This is a genomic window from Streptococcus fryi, from assembly GCF_053206505.1.
Map to the genome: position 1 here is coordinate 19,378 of NZ_JBRUGW010000006.1, position 17,225 is coordinate 36,602.

Annotated in this window: 16 protein-coding genes; 2 read left to right on the forward strand and 14 right to left on the reverse strand. The window is 39.1% G+C overall.

Features of this window, described 5'->3' with window-relative positions; translation table 11 throughout:
* Positions 1 to 2: 2 nt before the first annotated feature.
* From glyA to ACVRZH_RS02840, 5 genes are read right to left on the reverse strand one after another with little or no spacing between them, the layout of a single operon-like run.
* Complete coding sequence (glyA, locus tag ACVRZH_RS02820) at positions 3 to 1,262, reverse strand: serine hydroxymethyltransferase (protein ID WP_447453810.1); 1,260 nt, start codon at positions 1,260 to 1,262, stop codon at positions 3 to 5.
* 11 nt (positions 1,263 to 1,273) lie between these two features.
* Positions 1,274 to 1,876 carry an L-threonylcarbamoyladenylate synthase gene (locus ACVRZH_RS02825; protein ID WP_447453811.1) on the reverse strand — a complete coding sequence of 201 codons (603 nt, stop codon included), beginning with the start codon at positions 1,874 to 1,876 and terminating at the stop codon, positions 1,274 to 1,276.
* Positions 1,869 to 2,696 carry a peptide chain release factor N(5)-glutamine methyltransferase gene (gene prmC, locus ACVRZH_RS02830; RefSeq protein WP_447453812.1) on the reverse strand — a complete coding sequence of 276 codons (828 nt, stop codon included), beginning with the start codon at positions 2,694 to 2,696 and terminating at the stop codon, positions 1,869 to 1,871. The genes ACVRZH_RS02825 and prmC overlap by 8 nt, the downstream gene beginning before the upstream one ends.
* A complete protein-coding gene (prfA, locus tag ACVRZH_RS02835; protein WP_447453813.1) occupies positions 2,696 to 3,775 on the reverse strand; it encodes a peptide chain release factor 1 in 1,080 nt (359 codons plus the stop codon). Before prfA ends, prmC begins: the two co-directional genes overlap by 1 nt.
* 17 nt (positions 3,776 to 3,792) lie before the next feature.
* Positions 3,793 to 4,371, reverse strand: a complete 579-nt coding sequence (locus ACVRZH_RS02840; RefSeq protein ID WP_447453814.1) for a thymidine kinase — start codon at positions 4,369 to 4,371, stop codon at positions 3,793 to 3,795.
* Positions 4,372 to 4,562: 191 nt separating this feature from the next.
* Here ACVRZH_RS02840 and ACVRZH_RS02845 point away from each other — a divergent pair, with 191 nt between their 5' ends.
* Complete coding sequence (locus ACVRZH_RS02845) at positions 4,563 to 4,748, forward strand: 4-oxalocrotonate tautomerase (protein WP_447453815.1); 186 nt, start codon at positions 4,563 to 4,565, stop codon at positions 4,746 to 4,748.
* Between the two features lie 573 nt (positions 4,749 to 5,321).
* Here ACVRZH_RS02845 and ACVRZH_RS02850 read toward each other — a convergent pair.
* The 9 genes from ACVRZH_RS02850 to ACVRZH_RS02890 all read right to left on the reverse strand — a co-directional run bounded on the left by ACVRZH_RS02850 (position 5,322) and on the right by ACVRZH_RS02890 (position 15,423).
* Positions 5,322 to 6,263, reverse strand: a complete 942-nt coding sequence (locus ACVRZH_RS02850) for a 2-dehydropantoate 2-reductase (RefSeq protein WP_447453816.1) — start codon at positions 6,261 to 6,263, stop codon at positions 5,322 to 5,324.
* 29 nt (positions 6,264 to 6,292) lie between these two features.
* Positions 6,293 to 6,874: a xanthine phosphoribosyltransferase gene (locus ACVRZH_RS02855; RefSeq protein WP_447453817.1), complete on the reverse strand. Its 582-nt coding sequence runs from the start codon at positions 6,872 to 6,874 to the stop codon at positions 6,293 to 6,295.
* A gap of 113 nt (positions 6,875 to 6,987) precedes the next feature.
* Positions 6,988 to 8,034: an ArsR/SmtB family transcription factor gene (locus ACVRZH_RS02860; RefSeq protein WP_447453818.1), complete on the reverse strand. Its 1,047-nt coding sequence runs from the start codon at positions 8,032 to 8,034 to the stop codon at positions 6,988 to 6,990.
* A gap of 46 nt (positions 8,035 to 8,080) precedes the next feature.
* The gene (locus tag ACVRZH_RS02865; protein ID WP_447453819.1) at positions 8,081 to 9,343 is read right to left on the reverse strand and encodes an MFS transporter; all 1,263 of its coding nucleotides are present in this window, start codon (positions 9,341 to 9,343) and stop codon (positions 8,081 to 8,083) included.
* A 289-nt stretch (positions 9,344 to 9,632) separates the two neighbouring features.
* On the reverse strand, positions 9,633 to 10,793 hold the full coding sequence (locus ACVRZH_RS02870; RefSeq protein WP_447453820.1) for an MFS transporter: 1,161 nt from the start codon (positions 10,791 to 10,793) through the stop codon (positions 9,633 to 9,635).
* 65 nt (positions 10,794 to 10,858) lie between these two features.
* Entirely contained in the window at positions 10,859 to 11,698 is an 840-nt protein-coding gene (locus ACVRZH_RS02875; protein WP_447453821.1) for an aldo/keto reductase, read from the reverse strand.
* Between the two features lie 100 nt (positions 11,699 to 11,798).
* Positions 11,799 to 13,160 (reverse strand): ISLre2 family transposase, encoded by a 1,362-nt coding sequence (locus tag ACVRZH_RS02880; RefSeq protein WP_447453822.1) that lies wholly within the window; start codon positions 13,158 to 13,160, stop codon positions 11,799 to 11,801.
* Between the two features lie 270 nt (positions 13,161 to 13,430).
* Positions 13,431 to 15,155 (reverse strand): phosphoenolpyruvate--protein phosphotransferase, encoded by a 1,725-nt coding sequence (gene ptsP, locus ACVRZH_RS02885; protein ID WP_447453823.1) that lies wholly within the window; start codon positions 15,153 to 15,155, stop codon positions 13,431 to 13,433.
* 4 nt (positions 15,156 to 15,159) lie between these two features.
* Positions 15,160 to 15,423, reverse strand: a complete 264-nt coding sequence (locus tag ACVRZH_RS02890) for a phosphocarrier protein HPr (protein WP_003064009.1) — start codon at positions 15,421 to 15,423, stop codon at positions 15,160 to 15,162.
* 234 nt (positions 15,424 to 15,657) lie between these two features.
* Here ACVRZH_RS02890 and ACVRZH_RS02895 point away from each other — a divergent pair, with 234 nt between their 5' ends.
* Positions 15,658 to 16,824, forward strand: coding sequence for an IS30 family transposase (locus ACVRZH_RS02895; protein ID WP_447453824.1), 1,167 nt, complete (start codon positions 15,658 to 15,660; stop codon positions 16,822 to 16,824).
* Positions 16,825 to 17,225 lie beyond the last annotated feature (401 nt).

The window sequence follows — 17,225 nt, forward strand, 5'->3', positions numbered from 1 at the left end:
TCTTAATCTTTCTCGTAAAGTGGGTAAGCGTCTGTAATGGCTCTCACTTCTGCTTTTACCCTTTCTAATACAGCCTTGTCATTATAGTTTTTCAAGGCTTTAATCATCAACTTGGCAATTTGCCTAGCTTCATTTTCACCTAATCCACGACTGGTAATCGCTGGGGTACCAATACGGATACCAGAGGTTTTAAATGGTGATAATGTCTCATAAGGAATACTGTTTTTGTTGAGTGTGATATTGACCTCATCAAGAAGGTTTTGAGCTTCCTTGCCATTTTCAATCACCTTGGTCACATCAACCAAGAAGAGATGGTTATCAGTACCACCAGAAATCACACGAAAAGCATCATCTCCTAAAAACTCTTCTGCCATAGCTTTGGCATTTTTAATGACATTGGCAGCATACTCCTTAAATGATGGGTCCAAAGCTTCTTTGAAGGCAACAGCTTTCGCTGCAATAATGTGCATCAAAGGACCACCTTGAATACCTGGGAAGATCGCTGAATTGATTTTTTTCGCCAAATCTTCATCATTTGTCAAAATCAATCCACCACGTGGACCACGTAAGGTTTTGTGAGTAGTAGACGTCGTGATGTGGGCATATGGTACTGGGTTAGGATGCAATCCAGCAGCCACCAGACCAGCGATATGAGCCATATCAACCATCAAATAAGCTCCTACCTTATCAGCAATTTCACGGAATTTAGCAAAATCAATCGTTCTTGAGTATGCAGACGCTCCAGCTACAATCAATTTAGGCTTGACTTCTTCAGCTAAGGTAAGAATGGCGTCATAGTCCAATTGCTCTGTTTCAGGATCAACTGAGTAACCAACAAAGTGATAGGTTTTTCCTGAGAAATTCACCGGTGAGCCATGTGTTAAATGACCACCTGCTGATAAGTCCATACCAAGAACAGTATCACCTGGTTCAATTAAAGCAAGATAAGCTGCTGTATTAGCTTGACTACCTGAATGAGCTTGCACATTAGCAAATGCAGCCCCAAACAAAGCCTTAGCACGTTCAATAGCCAAGTTTTCAGTCACATCTACACAATCAGTTCCACCGTAATAACGTTTACCTGGATAACCTTCAGCATATTTATTGGTTAAAAGAGAACCTTGAGCTGCCATAACTGCCTTACTGACAACGTTTTCTGATGCAATCAGCTCAATATTATTTTGTTGACGGTCTTCTTCTGCTGCAATACTATCCCATAACTCTGGATCAAAAGCTTTATAATCTACCTTATCAAAAATCATCTGCTGCTCCTTTAATCTTCTAAAAATACAATTTCTGGGACATGATAATGAATCATTTCTTTGGTAATCGCTCCTTGTCTCAAAATGCGTGCCTTGTCTCCTGATAAATCCAAAATCGTTGAGTCAAGCCCTGTTAACGCCTTATCATCCTTATAGCCAAACAAGGATTCGTCAAACTCAGAAACAATCTTATCAAATGAAATGCCACTATCCTGACCAGAAATATTAGCTGAAGGTCCAATCAGTGGACCTTGTTTATCAATTAAATATAAGGTTTTTTCGTGACTGGGCACTCTAAAACCTACCGTACCAAGACCAGAATTAACCCAAAACGGAACATTTTCGTTCGATTTCAAGATGATTGTTAACGGTCCAGGCATAAATCTATTATACACCTTTTTTAGAAATTTTGGGGGATTTTGGCTAAATTTTACAATATCTTCATAAGAGGAGACATTTAAGTTCATGGCTTTTTCTCTAGGACGCTTTTTCAACGCATAGACATGATTAACCGCTTCTTCATCCAAGGCTTTGGCAAATAAGCCATAGACGGTTTCAGTAGGCAGAATAACCGCCCCACCTTTAGCAAGAATAGCCTCTAAAGTTTTAATCATCAATAACCACCATCCTATCCTTGCCAAAACTATCTACGATAACCCTCACTCGCTTGTTCGGAAAATAAGTTTGAGTGAATTGTTTCATTATCTCACCTTGCTTATACCCAATCTCAAAATACAATTTACCTTTTGGAGTAAGATAAGAGCTTACATCTTCCATAATACGACGGTAAATCTGGTAACCATCTTCATCAGCAAACAAAGCTAGGTGCGGCTCGCTGCTCAAGACATTGAGCCCTACTTCATCCTTATCATCGTAAGCTATATAGGGCGGATTAGAGACAATAATATCATAGCGACCAGTGATATTTTCAAAAACATCTGATTGCACAAAGGTCACATCAAGCTTATTCTGAACTGCATTTTCTTCAGCTACATCTAATGCATCTCTCGACACATCAGAAGCTGTTATCTGCCACATAGGTCTTTGGTGCTTCAATGAAAGAGCAATCGCACCACTGCCCGTTCCAATATCTAGGACAGATAACTCCTTGGACGGATTTTCAGAAAGAATGAGGGCAACTAATTCTTCTGTTTCTGGTCTTGGAATAAGGACACGCTTGTCCACTGTCAAGATTAACTCTCCAAATTCAGCTTTACCAATGATATATTGGTATGGGATATGAGCAGATAACTGTTCATAAAGGCTATTGAGTAAAAGCTCGTCATCGATCGTTGGTTGAGTGCGTTGTTGTAAAACAAACTCTGTCTTAGACCAACCTTTGACATGACGAAAGGCTAGTTCTAACGCTAACCTTTCCTCACCTAATTCTTCTAATTGTTGACCAAGCTTAGCCAACACTTCTGCATAGGTCATTAGTTATTTAACTCTTCTAATTTCTGTGTTTGATCGTAAAGGACAAGGGCATCGACAACTTCATCCATCTTACCTGATAAAATGGTATCCAACTTTTGCAATGTCAGACCAATACGATGGTCAGTGACACGATTTTGTGGGAAATTATAAGTACGAATACGCTCTGAACGATCTCCAGTACCAATCGTTGATTTACGCTCCGCATCTTGTTCATCTTGGGCAATTTGGGCAAAATGATCAGCAACACGAGCACGAATAATCTTCATGGCTTTTTCACGGTTTTTCTGCTGGGTACGCTCTTCTTGCATCTCAACCTTGATGTTGGTTGGTAAGTGAACGATACGAACAGCTGTCGCTACCTTATTGACGTTCTGACCACCTGCACCAGACGCATGGTAAATGTCCACGCGCAAGTCTTTTGGATCGATATCGTACTCGACTTCTTCCACTTCTGGCATGACAAGCACAGTAGCTGTTGACGTATGGATACGACCTTGACTTTCGGTCACTGGTACACGTTGCACACGATGGGCTCCACTCTCGTATTTCAATTTAGAATAAACAGACTGACCAGACACCATGGCAACCACTTCTTTTAGACCACCAACACCGTTGCTTGACGCTTCCATGACTTCAAAACGCCAACCTTGACTTTCTGCATATTTTTGATACATGGTTAACAAATCACCTGCAAAGAGAGCGGCTTCATCTCCACCTGCTGCCCCCCTAATTTCAAGGATAATGTTTTTATCATCATTAGGATCTTTTGGTAGAAGAAGAATTTTCAATTTTTCTTCGTAAACTTCTTTAGCAGCTTTGGACTCCTTTAACTCTTCCTTAGCCATTTCTTCAAGTTCTGGGTCACCACTAGCATCCTTAATCATTTCTTCAGCATCTGAGATATTCTGAATCACTTGTTTGTATTCACGGTAAGCGGTCACTGTGTCACGTGTCCCTGCCTCTTCTTTGGATAGCTCCATGAATCGTTTGGTGTCACTCACAACATCTGGGTCACTCAAGAGCTCTCCTAACTCTTCGTAACGATCCTCTAGGGCTTGTAACTGGTCATAGATATTCATTCTAACGTCTTTCCTCTCTATCCTTTGTCAATATCTGGTTTAAAATAATGCCTGCGGCAAACTGGAATATAGGTTTCATTTCCACCTATTTGAATTTGAGCACCTTCGTAGACAGGTATCCCATGATCTGTGCGTAATACCATGGTTGCTTTTTTGCTACAATACTGACAAATGGTTTTAATTTCATCAATCTTGTCTGCTAATAATAGTAAGTGCTTAGAGCCTTCAAATAAATCATTTTTAAAATCATTTTTCAACCCAAAAGCCATAACAGGAACATCCAAGTCATCAACGACTCGAGCAAAATCATAGACATGCTTTTTCGTCAAAAATTGTGCTTCATCAATCAAGACACAAAATGGCTTACGGTCAAGCCCTTCAATATAGGCATAGACATCCATATCATCCGTAATCGGAACAGCTTCACGACGCATCCCAATACGACTAGACACCACACCAAAGGCATCCCTAGTATCCAGAGCACTTGTCATAATCACAACAGGTTTTCCCTGTTCTTCATAGTTGTGAGCTACTTTTAAAATTTCAATGGTTTTACCAGAGTTCATTGTCCCGTATTTGTAATATAACTGTGCCAAACCAAGCCACCTTTTCTATCAATAGTCCTACCTATTTTATCATAAAAAGAAAAATAAGGCACGCTCTGAGTAAGAGTATTTTATCAATTAATAGTTTAGTGAATAACTAACATAAGATACTACTTTTAGCTAACTAGAAACTTTGAAAAGACTATGCTACAATAAATCTAATAAACTTTAAGGAGACTATTATGCCATTTGTTAAGATTGATTTATTTGAGGGACGCACACAAGAGCAAAAAATAGCCTTGGCTCGTGAGGTGACTGAGGTGGTATCCAAGCACACGAATGCCCCTAAGGAAGCTATTCATGTTTTTATCAATGATATGCCAGAGGGCACTTACTTTCCACAAGGTGTGATGAAACGGAAACAATAGGATTAAATGCTTATCAATGTCCTATAAGTAAATTAAACAAGAAAAAAGCGAACAAAACTAGATTCGGTATTAGAAAATGTGTTTTGTTCGCTTGTTATATCTTTGTCTGTTTGTGATTAGAGTATTTGGTGAAATAAAGCTTCCTGTGCCAAAATTATCTTGATTTAGTTTTGACTGGATAATAGCAATATTGCTATAACGACTAGCACAACTGTTTTTAATTTGCTTCCGACTTCCTTTATTTGTTTGGTTTTATAATGCTTCTGTAGAAGAACTGTTTTGTTGATCTTTCACGGTGCAAGCAACTAAATTTTAACTAGTAACACATAGCAACATACCAGCTAAAATCGTTCGACATTTATACTTTTATTTCATCATAAAAATATCCTCTATCTATTTTGGGGATGATGTTAGTAAATATCAAATCCCATTCACACAAGTGAGAAAATTAGAATAACAATCCACTCTGGTCAGTTTTTACCAGAGTGGCATTTTAATATTACATTCTTAATTTTAGCTTAAACATTACATTTTGTATTTTTGTTTACTAGATTTTCCCTAAACCTTCTGCAATTATACAGAAGCTGTCATGACTAATTGCTCCTTAGCATGAACAAGCAAAGTGATTAGTTCACAATACTTGGTTTCAAGACCATAGGCTTTACCTTTTCGAGCAACGTAACCATTAAGGTAATCAATCTCTGTCAGACGATGGTTTTGGACTAAATCTTGGTGCATTGATGGGTAATGGTGGACACCGCCAAAAGCTTCCGTTGTATGCCAACAGACAAAATCAGTCATCTGTTCAACATCAATCATCGTTCCTTCTTGAGCGGCAACAGCAGCAAATTCAGCCACAATCTGACCAAGTAACTCCCGTGATTGCCTAATCTGACCTAATTCTAACATGTTACAATCCAACAAGGCACAACAAGCATTCATCGTACCATTGAGACAGGCTTTACGCCAAATGGAATAGAGGATATCTTCTGAATACTCCGTTGGAAGTCCAGCCTCTGTCAGATGGTTCACCGCATCTAACACAAAGTCTTTACTCTGCTCACCCATATCTTGTAACTCTGTCCTACCTCGACTGGTTACCTTAAATTGCCCAGGGCCTATCATACCTGCTGTAACAACCGTCACACCCATAATGATTTGATTGAGCGACACATATTCCTTCAAGGTATCAATATGACCCAGACCATTCAAGAGACAAAGGATATGGGTTTTGTCAGAAATCAAGTGTTTAACCTTGTCTAACATATCTCGTAACTGCATTGATTTTGTAAAGACAACCAGTAAATCTGGACTATCATGATATTCCTCTGGTAAGTAAGCCTTAGCATTTATTGTCTCCAACTGTCCAAGATTATCCAAACAAATGCCCTTATCATTGATGGCATCAATATTGGCTTGCCAAGAATCTAAGAAAACAACATCATGTCCAGCTTTTGCCAAGAGCCCTCCATAAGTAGCCCCCATCGCTCCAGTCCCAGCTATTACAATTTTCATCTTTCCCTCACCGTCTAAAAACATCTATCCTATAAATCTGCTTCAGTGAAAACCACTTGACCATTTTCAAACTTCTCAATACGGGCAAGGGACGCAACTTCTACGCCTCTATCTAGCAATAATTGACGCCCATCTTGGAAGGATTTCTCAATCACAATACCAACTGCCACAACTTCTGAACCAGCTTGCTCAATGATATCAATCAATCCTTTAGCTGCTTGGCCATTAGCCAAGAAATCATCAATGATAAGCACCTTGTCATCTGACGATAAAAATTTCCCTGCAATCGAAACGGTACTCGTCACTTGCTTGGTAAAGGAATAGACCTCAGCCGTCAAGATACCTTCTGTCATGGTAATGTTCTTAGCTTTTTTGGCAAAAATCATGGGAACATTGAGTGCCTCAGCCACATAAACCGCAGGAGCGATACCAGAAGCCTCAATGGTGACAACCTTAGTAATACCTCTATCTCTGTATTTGTCCGCAAAAACCTGTCCAATCTCCTTCATCAGGTTAAAATCAACTTGGTGGGTTAAAAAAGAATCCACTTTTAAAATGTTTTCCCCTAAGACATTACCATCTTTCAAAATACGTTCTTCTAGTAACTTCATGCTATTCTTTCCTTTCACGTTTTTTCTATTATAAGGTGAATAGTCGTAAAAATCAAGTCAATCTGTAAGGCTCATCATCAAGCAGTCACTATACTAATAGCTCATCTAACAGCTTATGGCTCATCTAGGTGAAAATCCGTTGTCAGTCTATCAATCACCTCAAGTAACATCTTCTTGTTAATCTGATACTTGATACCATCACTATCTGAATTCACTACTAAAACCTGACTGTTTAAGAGTTTTTGGGTATGAAAGGACACTGCTGCTGCAGTGATGTCAAGCTGCTCTGCAATCTCCTTATTTTTCAAGTTGCCACCGATAATAGATAAAAGGACTTGATAGCGGGTTTCATCACCAAATTGTTTCAAAATCGTTGTCAGATTGGACAAGTCAAGCTGATTGGCTGCGTTCATCACGTCATCAACCTTCATTGAAAAAAAGAGACTATCAAATGGCAACACGTTATCCTCATTGCTAAGAAAAGAAAACCTAATATGCATAGGGGATAAAATATAAACATCTATCCCTCCTTCATGCTTGTCTAGCATATTGGAGACTTCTACCATTTGGATAGCAGACATGGTCTCATAGAGATTAAGGTTAGCAGCATAAGCTGCTATTTCTTTAGCATATTTGTCATGATAGGGACGGTAACGAACAGTCACTTCTCTCAAGATAGCAACCATGTTGGCCAAAGCTTTCTCTGGCTTGTGATAGGCTTGAAACCAGTACCAACGCTCATCGGCTTCCAGAATATTCTCCTCAAGATAATCAGCTAAAGTCACTGTCTTTTGAATATCGCCACGATAACCCAAGGCCAATTCAAAGGCTAAGAGATAGTCTTCTGGGCTAAGTTGAGCGATCGCCTCAATCGCCTCCTCAATCGTTGATGGCTCAATGCCTCTACTCAAGACCAGACGGTAACAATAGTAGGCAACCGAATGCCCTCTATAAATCAAGTAATGCTCTTTTATACTGTCTTTCATATCTGCGAGTTCAGCACCGCACTTAAATAAATCATCATAAGCTGAACCAAGTAATTCAATTGCCGTTCTAGGAAAATCTAGTTCTAACTCTGATTTCCCTAATAAGCCACAGATAGGTGCCATCAAGTAATCAACGATGGTACTTTTTGTTAGTGAATAATGATATGTCGTCATAACTACCTCTTTTCCACTTTTATTATACCAAGCTTTGCTGACTTTTTCACTGCCTTTTTTTCTGACCCAACATCCCCTTAAAAACGTAAACCAAAATCATAACAGAACCTAGGACGAATAGCCATGTCACTTGGTCAGCTGATAAAATGAGCAACAAGCCTGACACTAGGAGTCTAATCACAAACATACTGGACATAAAGTAGGTTCCTATACCAGCGTCAATCGTCGCCAGACGGTCTTCTGGTAAACTATTCATCATCAAGGCAGATAGCTTAGGATTGATCATCCCCGTCAAAACACAAACCACAAACAAGAATACCATCACCAAATAGCTATTGTGTAAAACAAAGGCTGAAAAAATAAAGATTGGAAACACAGCTGATAGCTTTAAAATCTTGATAATCTCAATTGCTTTAGCAGGTCCCATAACTAAGCTTGAGCCTAGAACTTGACCTAATAACATACAGGTTGAAAAGGCAGCAATTGTCGTTGAAGCATTATAGATGACCATTTCTGGATGTTGACTGATCTGATAGACCAAGATAACATTAAACGCACTGTATATACCATTTAGAGCCGGACCAAGAATAAGGGCTTGCTGTAAGACTGGAATAGCCTTGATTTCACGTAAGACCATCTGACTACTTGACCACATTTCCTTAAAAATATTTTGGCGATTAGTGACAAGGTCCTCAGACACTTGGATAGGGTTTTGATGAAGGAGTTTTAAGATATCAGCTTTTAAAACAAGCATGATAAGACCTGCTACTGCAAATGTACTGGCATTAAAGAAAGCAAGATGACGGTAGGACATGAGACCGACAATGATAGCTGCTAGTGACTGAAAAGCGAGAGACAAGAGAGAACTAGTTGATTGCCTAAAAGCCTGAGCTTGCTCCCTATCTTCTTTAGCAATAATCCGCAACGCAATAGGGGTGAACAAGCCATTCTCATACTGTCCAAACAAGTCAGATACAAGGTTAATCACACTCACACAAAGCACAATCCACAAACTAGGCGTAAAGCCCATCAAAAGACCTACAATCACATAAAGAGCAGTCCTTGCTGCCAAAGTCAGAAAAATCATATCCAGTTTATGACGTGTCTTATCAGCATAAATCCCCAAGGCAAAGCTTGTCAACATCGGTAAGGTTTCTGAAAACGTAATGATAGCAAGGGCAAATTGCGGATTTGGGAGTAACAAGACATAGTTCATTAAAGCATAGTAATAAAGAACATCACCAAAACTTGACAATTTATCAGAGATAAATGTGGACATAAACAATTTATTGGTCAGTATTTTCTTCATAAGCCACTCCTTAAACGTTTGTTTAATAAATATTAAGTTATAACTTAATGACATTATAATACTGACTTTGTCAATTGTCAATATTTATTTAACTATTTTTAAGTATTTATTTAATTTTAGACTAAATATCTGATGTTTTTTAAATAAAACGCATAAAATACCTCAATTTTTATAGACAGACATCAAAAAAACTTGAAGAACAATCCCTAAAAGATGATTCTTCAAGTTTTGAATGAATATCATATTTCTGATCTATCTCATTAAGATTACAAAGATAGAAATAAATCGCTTAATGGAATAATGTTTCATCTGTACCATCAGGTAGAGGTGAAAAATGAACAAGAATAGCAATTACAATAACCATTACCAGTAAGAAAGTAAACATATACTGATAAGACCAGTCATCTAAGATAAACCCTGCAATGTTTTGAAAGATAATGGCACCTAAATTACGAGCAGTTTGCATAATCGCTAAGGAAGTGATCAGAACTTTTTTAGAGACTAGTGAATTAACCGCCTTCATATTGACCATAATAAAGAGCATCCCTGCAGTATGTTTTGACAACAAGGTTACTGCTACTTTTGATATCAGTCCTAAGTCCAAACTATAAACACCCAATTGAATCACCAAAAGAAGAAAAGCTGCATACATGAGTTGCTTTGTCTTAAACCTATCCATGAAAAGGTATGAGAAGTAAGTCAATGGTGCCTCACAAATAACAGATATTGCGACAACCGTGGTAGACTGAGCTACGGTTAAACCACTCGATTCGAGATAAGCAGGGATATAGGTATGCCCTGTCATGAGCACGCCAGATAACAAAATCGAAATCACTGTAAAACTGACGAACCCTTTATTCTTGAGAAAATCAGATAAGGGAACTTTTGCCACTTCCTCCTCATCATGAGACTCCTCATGGATTTCCGTTCCCATGACACCAATAATGGCTAAAGAAACCATCGCTGAAAATCCCAAATAAACTGCCTCTGGTGAAATCCACTGGTATAATAAACCAGCAATCTGAGAACCAATAGCAAAACCAATTGTTCCCCAAATTCTCAACTTACCATAAGGAAATCGACTTGTCGTCGCCAACTGTTCAAGCAAGGGATTGCTACCATTCATCAGTAACATAACAAAACTATAACAAAACATAATCGCCCAGAAAGACTTGGCTAAAACCATACCAAGACCTCCTAACAACGATAAGGCAAAAAGTCCGACCAAAACATGCTTATGATTATGACGATCAGTCAATACCCCTATTAAAGGCTGTGTCAACATAGATGTCAAAAAAGAAATAGAGACAACTAAGGAAACCTGACTAGGCTTATAACCCAAGTCCAATAAATTGACAGATATAAGGGTTGAAAATAATGCCCAAGACAGAAAATAAAAATTATACATTAAAAAATAAGCAAAATAGCTATTCTTAAATTTTGTGACCATTTTTCCTCTCATTCAAAAAGAAAGGTTTCTCAAAAGTAATAGCTTTCAAGAAACACTGATAAACACTAAAATGATACAGTATCAGGATTAGGAGCGCTTGATGGAACCTCTAAAGTGTCCAAGATAGCCATATCCTCCTCTGAAATAACTAAACCAAAGGCATCAAAGTTGCTTTCAATACGACTTGGTGTCACTGATTTTGGCAGAGGAATAAAATCATGTTGTAGGCTCCATGCCAAGACTAACTTAGCAACAGACACCCCATATTTCTCAGCCATATCCTCTAGGACAGGTAACCCGAATAGTTCTCCCTCACCAAACGGACTATAGGCTTCTAAAACAATGCCTAAGTCTCTGCATTTGGACACAATACTTTCTTGCGTAATACCGGGTGATAACCTGATTTGATTAACAGCAGGCATTACTTTAGCCGTTTCTAAAAGAGCATCCAGATGATGTTCCATAAAATTACTAACACCAATTGCTCTAACCTTTCCTTCAGCCAATGCTTCTTCCAATGCTCGCCAAGTTTCTGCATTAGCTTCTTTCCATGACTCACGGAACATCAGCGGATTAGGCCAATGAATAAGATATAAATCTACATAATCTAGTCCTAAGCGCGATAATGACGCATCCAATGCCTCTTTGGCCTGCTCGTAACTATGAGCATTATTCCATAATTTAGTTGTTACAAAAATGTCTTCACGTGGAATACCACTATCCTTAATGGCGCGCCCCACACTTTCTTCATTTTTATAAATTCTCGCAGTGTCAATATGGCGATAACCAACCTCAAGAGCCTTTAAAACAGCTTGGTACGCCTCTTCTCCTTCTGTTGACTTCCATGTTCCAAAACCTAGTTTGGGTATTTCAACACCATTATTCAAAATGATAGTCTCTTGCATAAAGACCTCCTTTTTTAAGTTCAGTCCTATTATAACAAAAAACCATATAACTGTCTTTTCATAATAACAGCAGTATGTGTCAAGTTTTCCTCGGAAAAGGTTAAAAGCCCTCTATCCACTTCTTAAGTTGTCCAATTGGTGTGCTCGTTGCCCCATTCAAAGCGATTGTCGCCTGTGGAATGGTGTGAGCGTCGTGATTAGTCTTCTTCAAAATCTGTCGCATATTAACCCTAATCTCAGAGTCAAACAAAACCTCTTGATGACTGGCTCTATAACGGTCTTTAAAATCGTGATTGCGTAGGGATGTTAAGAGAATGGACATATGCTCAGCTCCCTTTTGTCGCCAATTGCGTCCCTGACGTTTCATACGGTTGGTGTAAAAGCGGTGCCCGCTCTCACAGACGCCAACGCCTGACGATACACTTAAACCACGCTCAGACAAGGGTTTGATAGCCTCCCAATGACGCACTAAATATGACCTCAGGCTCTCAAGGCGTTCTAGCTGTTTCTCATCTTCTAACAGCGACTCTTCTGTCTCCAACAAAAGCTTAACTGCCTCGACATCATAAGCTTTAACAGCCTGTCTAACCGCAGCTTGAAGGGACTTGTTAAAGCCAAGTTTACCTGTGATTTGGCGCATGATATGATAACTATCCAAACAATACTCAAACTGACGATGACGACCTAAAATAGACTCAAATTGAAACGACTCGTAACCAGCTCCCCCATCACTATTGGCAATGATAAGCGTCTCGCTCAAGTCATAGTGCCCAGTCAGATAGTCCGAAATCATCTGAAATAAGTCGCGACTCGTTCCAAAGGTCCCAAAGTAAACTGGGTTAATAAGACTCCCTCGTTTGCCTTTTCTGGAGATACCTTCGTGAATAAAACCACGTTTGAACTCAAGGTGTTTATGCTTTTCTTGACAACCCACCCAGACACCATCTCCCTCTATGTAGAGGACTTTGGGTTTCTTCAAGGTCTGTAAACCTGATAACCTGATCTGAGCTATCTGTTCAGCCACATCTTGCGTCATACGATGAACTGTCTGGTGGCTCACAGAAATATCGATCAAGAGGTCTAGGGTTTTACTTGCCTGACGAAAAGTCATACCCGTTGCCAACTCACTAATCTTCTCTTTGAAACCTGGACTAAAGTGCTCCCTAGGCGTCAAACCCAGAGCATTGTCTAAGGGCAAGAAACTCTTCTCACCTGACTTTCTCAGTCTACGGCGCTTGAAGACAACCGTCCCAAAGGTAAATGTCAGCTGACGTTCTTCCCGACGGTCTATTGCCCAACCTTCTGAAAGATAAGGCTGAATCAACTCTTTGTCTAAGGCTTCTAATCTATCACTTAGAATAGTACTTGTCATATCTCTCATAACAGCAGTTATGGCTTCTTCCATCTCGGATAAGTGTGTGCTAGACTTTAAAATCTCGGAAATCTTTGTTACAATAGTCATAAGTTCTATATCCTTCTAGGTAAATGTGGTGTTTGTCTTAGGATATAGGACTTTTTGCATTTGGTAAAGTATTTCCGAGATTTATTTTACACTAACATAACAGCAATTTCATACTTTTCTCAGTGAATTGAACACCAATAGATAATGAGAAAAATGTTTTTTCTATCTTCATAATAAAATAATTAATATAAAAAAGATTGAAGAAAACTGCCTTTACAACAATTTCTTCAATCTCAACCTCACTGATTAAATGATATGATAAACAAGTGATTAAAGATACTCTTTTTGGAGTTCAAGTACTTCTTCAGCAGTTGAACATTCTGTCAATGCACGATGAGCATATTCTTGCATCTTAGTAGTATCAAGTTTCTTCATCAAGCTACGAGTACGTAACACAGAAGTTGCTGACATAGAGAACTCATCTAAGCCCATACCTACAAGAAGTGGAACAGCTTGTTGATCACCAGCCATTTCACCACACATACCAGCCCATTTACCTTCAGCATGCGCTGCTTTGATAACGTTGTTAATCAAGCGAAGAATTGACGGGTTATATGGTTGGTAAAGGTAAGATACCTGTTCATTCATACGGTCTGCAGCCATAGTATATTGGATAAGGTCATTAGTACCAATAGAGAAGAAATCAACTTCTTTTGCGAACTGATCAGCAAGCATAGCTGCCGCTGGAATTTCAATCATGATACCAACTTCAATATTATCCGATACAGCTACACCCTCAGCCAATAAATTAGCTTTTTCTTCATCAAGAATAGCTTTTGCTGCTCTGAATTCTTTAACTAAAGCAACCATTGGGAACATGATACGAAGTTGTCCATGAACAGAGGCACGTAACAAAGCACGTAACTGTGTACGGAACATTTGATTACCAGTTTCTGAAATAGAGATACGCAAAGCACGGAAACCAAGGAATGGATTCATCTCATGTGGAAGATCGAAATAAGGTAACTCTTTGTCACCACCGATATCCATTGTACGAACCACAACTGGCTTACCATTCATACCTTCAAGTACCGCTTTGTAAGCTTCGTATTGTTCATCTTCAGTAGGGAAGTCTTGAGAGTCCATATACAAGAACTCAGTACGGTAAAGACCTACTGCTTCTGCACCATTTTCGTTAACACCTTCAACATCTTTTGGCGTACCAATATTAGCAGCTAATTCAAAATGCTTACCGTCAGCTGTTACTGTTTTTGCGTCTTTAAGAAGTGCCCACTCAGCTTTTTGAGCAGCATAAGCTTCACCTGCAGCTTTAAACTCAGCGATTTTATCTTCAGATGGGTTAATCACAACTTCACCTGTAATACCGTTAACCGCAAGTACATCACCATTTTTAACCAATTCAGTAATGTTGTTAGTTCCCAAAACAGCTGCGATTTCAAGAGTACGAGCCATAATAGCAGAGTGACTTGTACGACCACCAATGTTTGTAACAAAGGCTTTTACAAAGTTTTTATTCAATTGTGCTGTATCAGAAGGTGTCAAGTCATGTGCAATCACGATTGACTCTTCATCGATTGTAGCTGGGTTTGGTAATTTAACGCCAAGCAAATGTGACAGAACACGTTTCGCAACGTCACGAATGTCTGCAGCTCGTTCTTGCATATATGGGTTATCTTCCATACCTTCAAAGATAGCAACGAACATATTTGTGACTTCAGTCAAACCAGTCTCAGCATTCACTTGTTTAGCACGAATTGTTTCTTTGATTTGACCAACCATCTCTGGGTCAGATAGAACCATCAAATGCGCATCAAACACAGCTGCTGCTTCTTCACCTAAGCTATCTACTGCTTTCTCACGGATAAGAGAAAGCTCGTCTTGTGACGCCGCCAAAGCAGCATCCAAACGAGCTTCTTCTGCACTTGTATCAGAAACAGTTACTGTTTCAAATGATAAATCCGGTTGAACTAGTAGATATGCTTTAGCAACTGCAACACCATCAGATGCTGCGATACCTTTAAGCATTTCTGTCATAGTCTTAAGCCAATCCTTCTTTCGTCATTGTTTCTTCGATAGCAGCAAGAGCATCATCTGCATCTGCACCTTCGGCAGAAATAGTTACATCAGCACCTTGGCCAACACCAAGACTCATAACACCCATGATAGATTTAAGGTTTACTGCTTTACCTTTGTAATCAAGAGTGATATCTGAAGCGAATTTGCTAGCTGTCTGAACAAGCAAAGTAGCTGGACGTGCATGAATACCAGTTTCTGCAACAATGTGGAAATCTTTAGAAGCCATAGTGGTTCTCCTTCTTAAAATAAAATGAATTTTCGGGGCATCAAATGACACCCCTTACAGTACATGATTATAACATAATAGACTTTTTTTATCAAGGTAAAAATGTTTAGTAGGGAAAAATGGTAATTTCCCAACGTAAGTTCCACTTTATCTTTCGAAGTGGAAGTTAGTCTAAAACGGATTTTTATGGTGGAATTAAGTCTGAGACGTTTGTGTTAGAAATGAGTTCTTACTATGACAAAATATAAACACCTTACCCTCTCAGACCGCAATGACATCCAACTTGGCTTAGAACGTGGAGAAACCTTCAAAGCCATTGGAAAAACTATCCTAAAAGATCCTACTACCGTTTCCAAAGAGGTCAAACGTAACAGACAGGTCAGAACCTCTACCAGTGATGGCCTTCCTTGCCCTCTCCTTGATAAAGCTCCATTTGTCTGTAACGGATGTCCTAAGAGAAGACAAAATTGTGGCTACAAGAAAATCTTCTACCTCGCTAAACAGGCTCAAAAACAATATGAACAAACCCTCGTTGAGGCTCGAGAAGGAACTCCTCTCAACTCTCAAACGTTCTGGGATATGGATAAAGTCATTTCTGATGGTGTGAAAAAGGGACAACACATCTATCACATCCTTAAAACGCATAACCTTGATGTCAGTTCCTCGACCGTCTATCGACACATCCGTAAAGGATACCTTTCTATCGCTCCTATTGATCTGGCTAGAGCTGTAAAATTCAAAGAAAGGCGCAAATCTAACCTGCCTTCTATCCCTAAAGAAGCTAAAAAAGGGCGTTCTTATGAGGACTTCCAAAACTACCTGACACATAGACAGCTGACCTCTTGGCTTGAAATGGACACTGTTCTTGGACGGGTTGGCGGAAAAGTATTACTCACCTTCAATTTGTCTTTCTGTAACTTTATCTTCGCTAGACTTCTGGACAATAAAACCGCTCTTGAGGTCGCTAAACACCTCTATGTCATCAAGAACACACTTTATGAGGCTGATAGAAATTTCTTCGACGTTTTCCCTATCATTCTTACAGATAATGGCGGAGAATTTGCCAGAGTTGATGACATCGAGATGGATATCAGAGGTGAGATTAAACCATTCTTTTGTGACCCTAATCGCTCTGACCAGAAAGGAAAAATTGAGAAAAACCACTCCCTTATTCGCGATATTCTACCAAAGGGAACTTCTTTTGATAACTTAACTCAGGACGATATCAACCTTGTCTGTTCTCATGTCAATAGCGTGAAACGCGCTGCTTTGAATGGGAAATCAGCTTATGAGCTCTTTACCTTTACCTATGACGAAGAACTGGCTAAACTTCTTGGCATTTCCTTAATTCCCGCAGAAGACGTCTGTCAGTCCCCAAAATTACTCCAACATAAATTCTAAAAACTAACCTAATATAAGCCACGCAAACGTCTCACACTAACTTCCACCATAACGGAACTTAATCTGAAACGCTTTCAGATGAGGGGATTTTGTGTACCCTTTTTTTAACCTAAATTCGCCTAAAAATGCAATAAAATCAACCATTATAAAAACAAGTGGAACTTACCCTGACACGGATTTCCACTGGTTGTTAGAGGTTTTATCAGATTAACTTCCACTTTAACAGACGGTGGAAGTTAGTTTGGGAATTTAGCAGTAGGGAAAAATGACTATAGGTGTGAAACAAAAAACTAAAAAAGAAATGTTACATCTTCAATGACAATAACGACCAACTATTTATCTTATAACCCCGAAACATTAGTCTATCTTTATGATCATATTTCCATATAAATGCTATATAC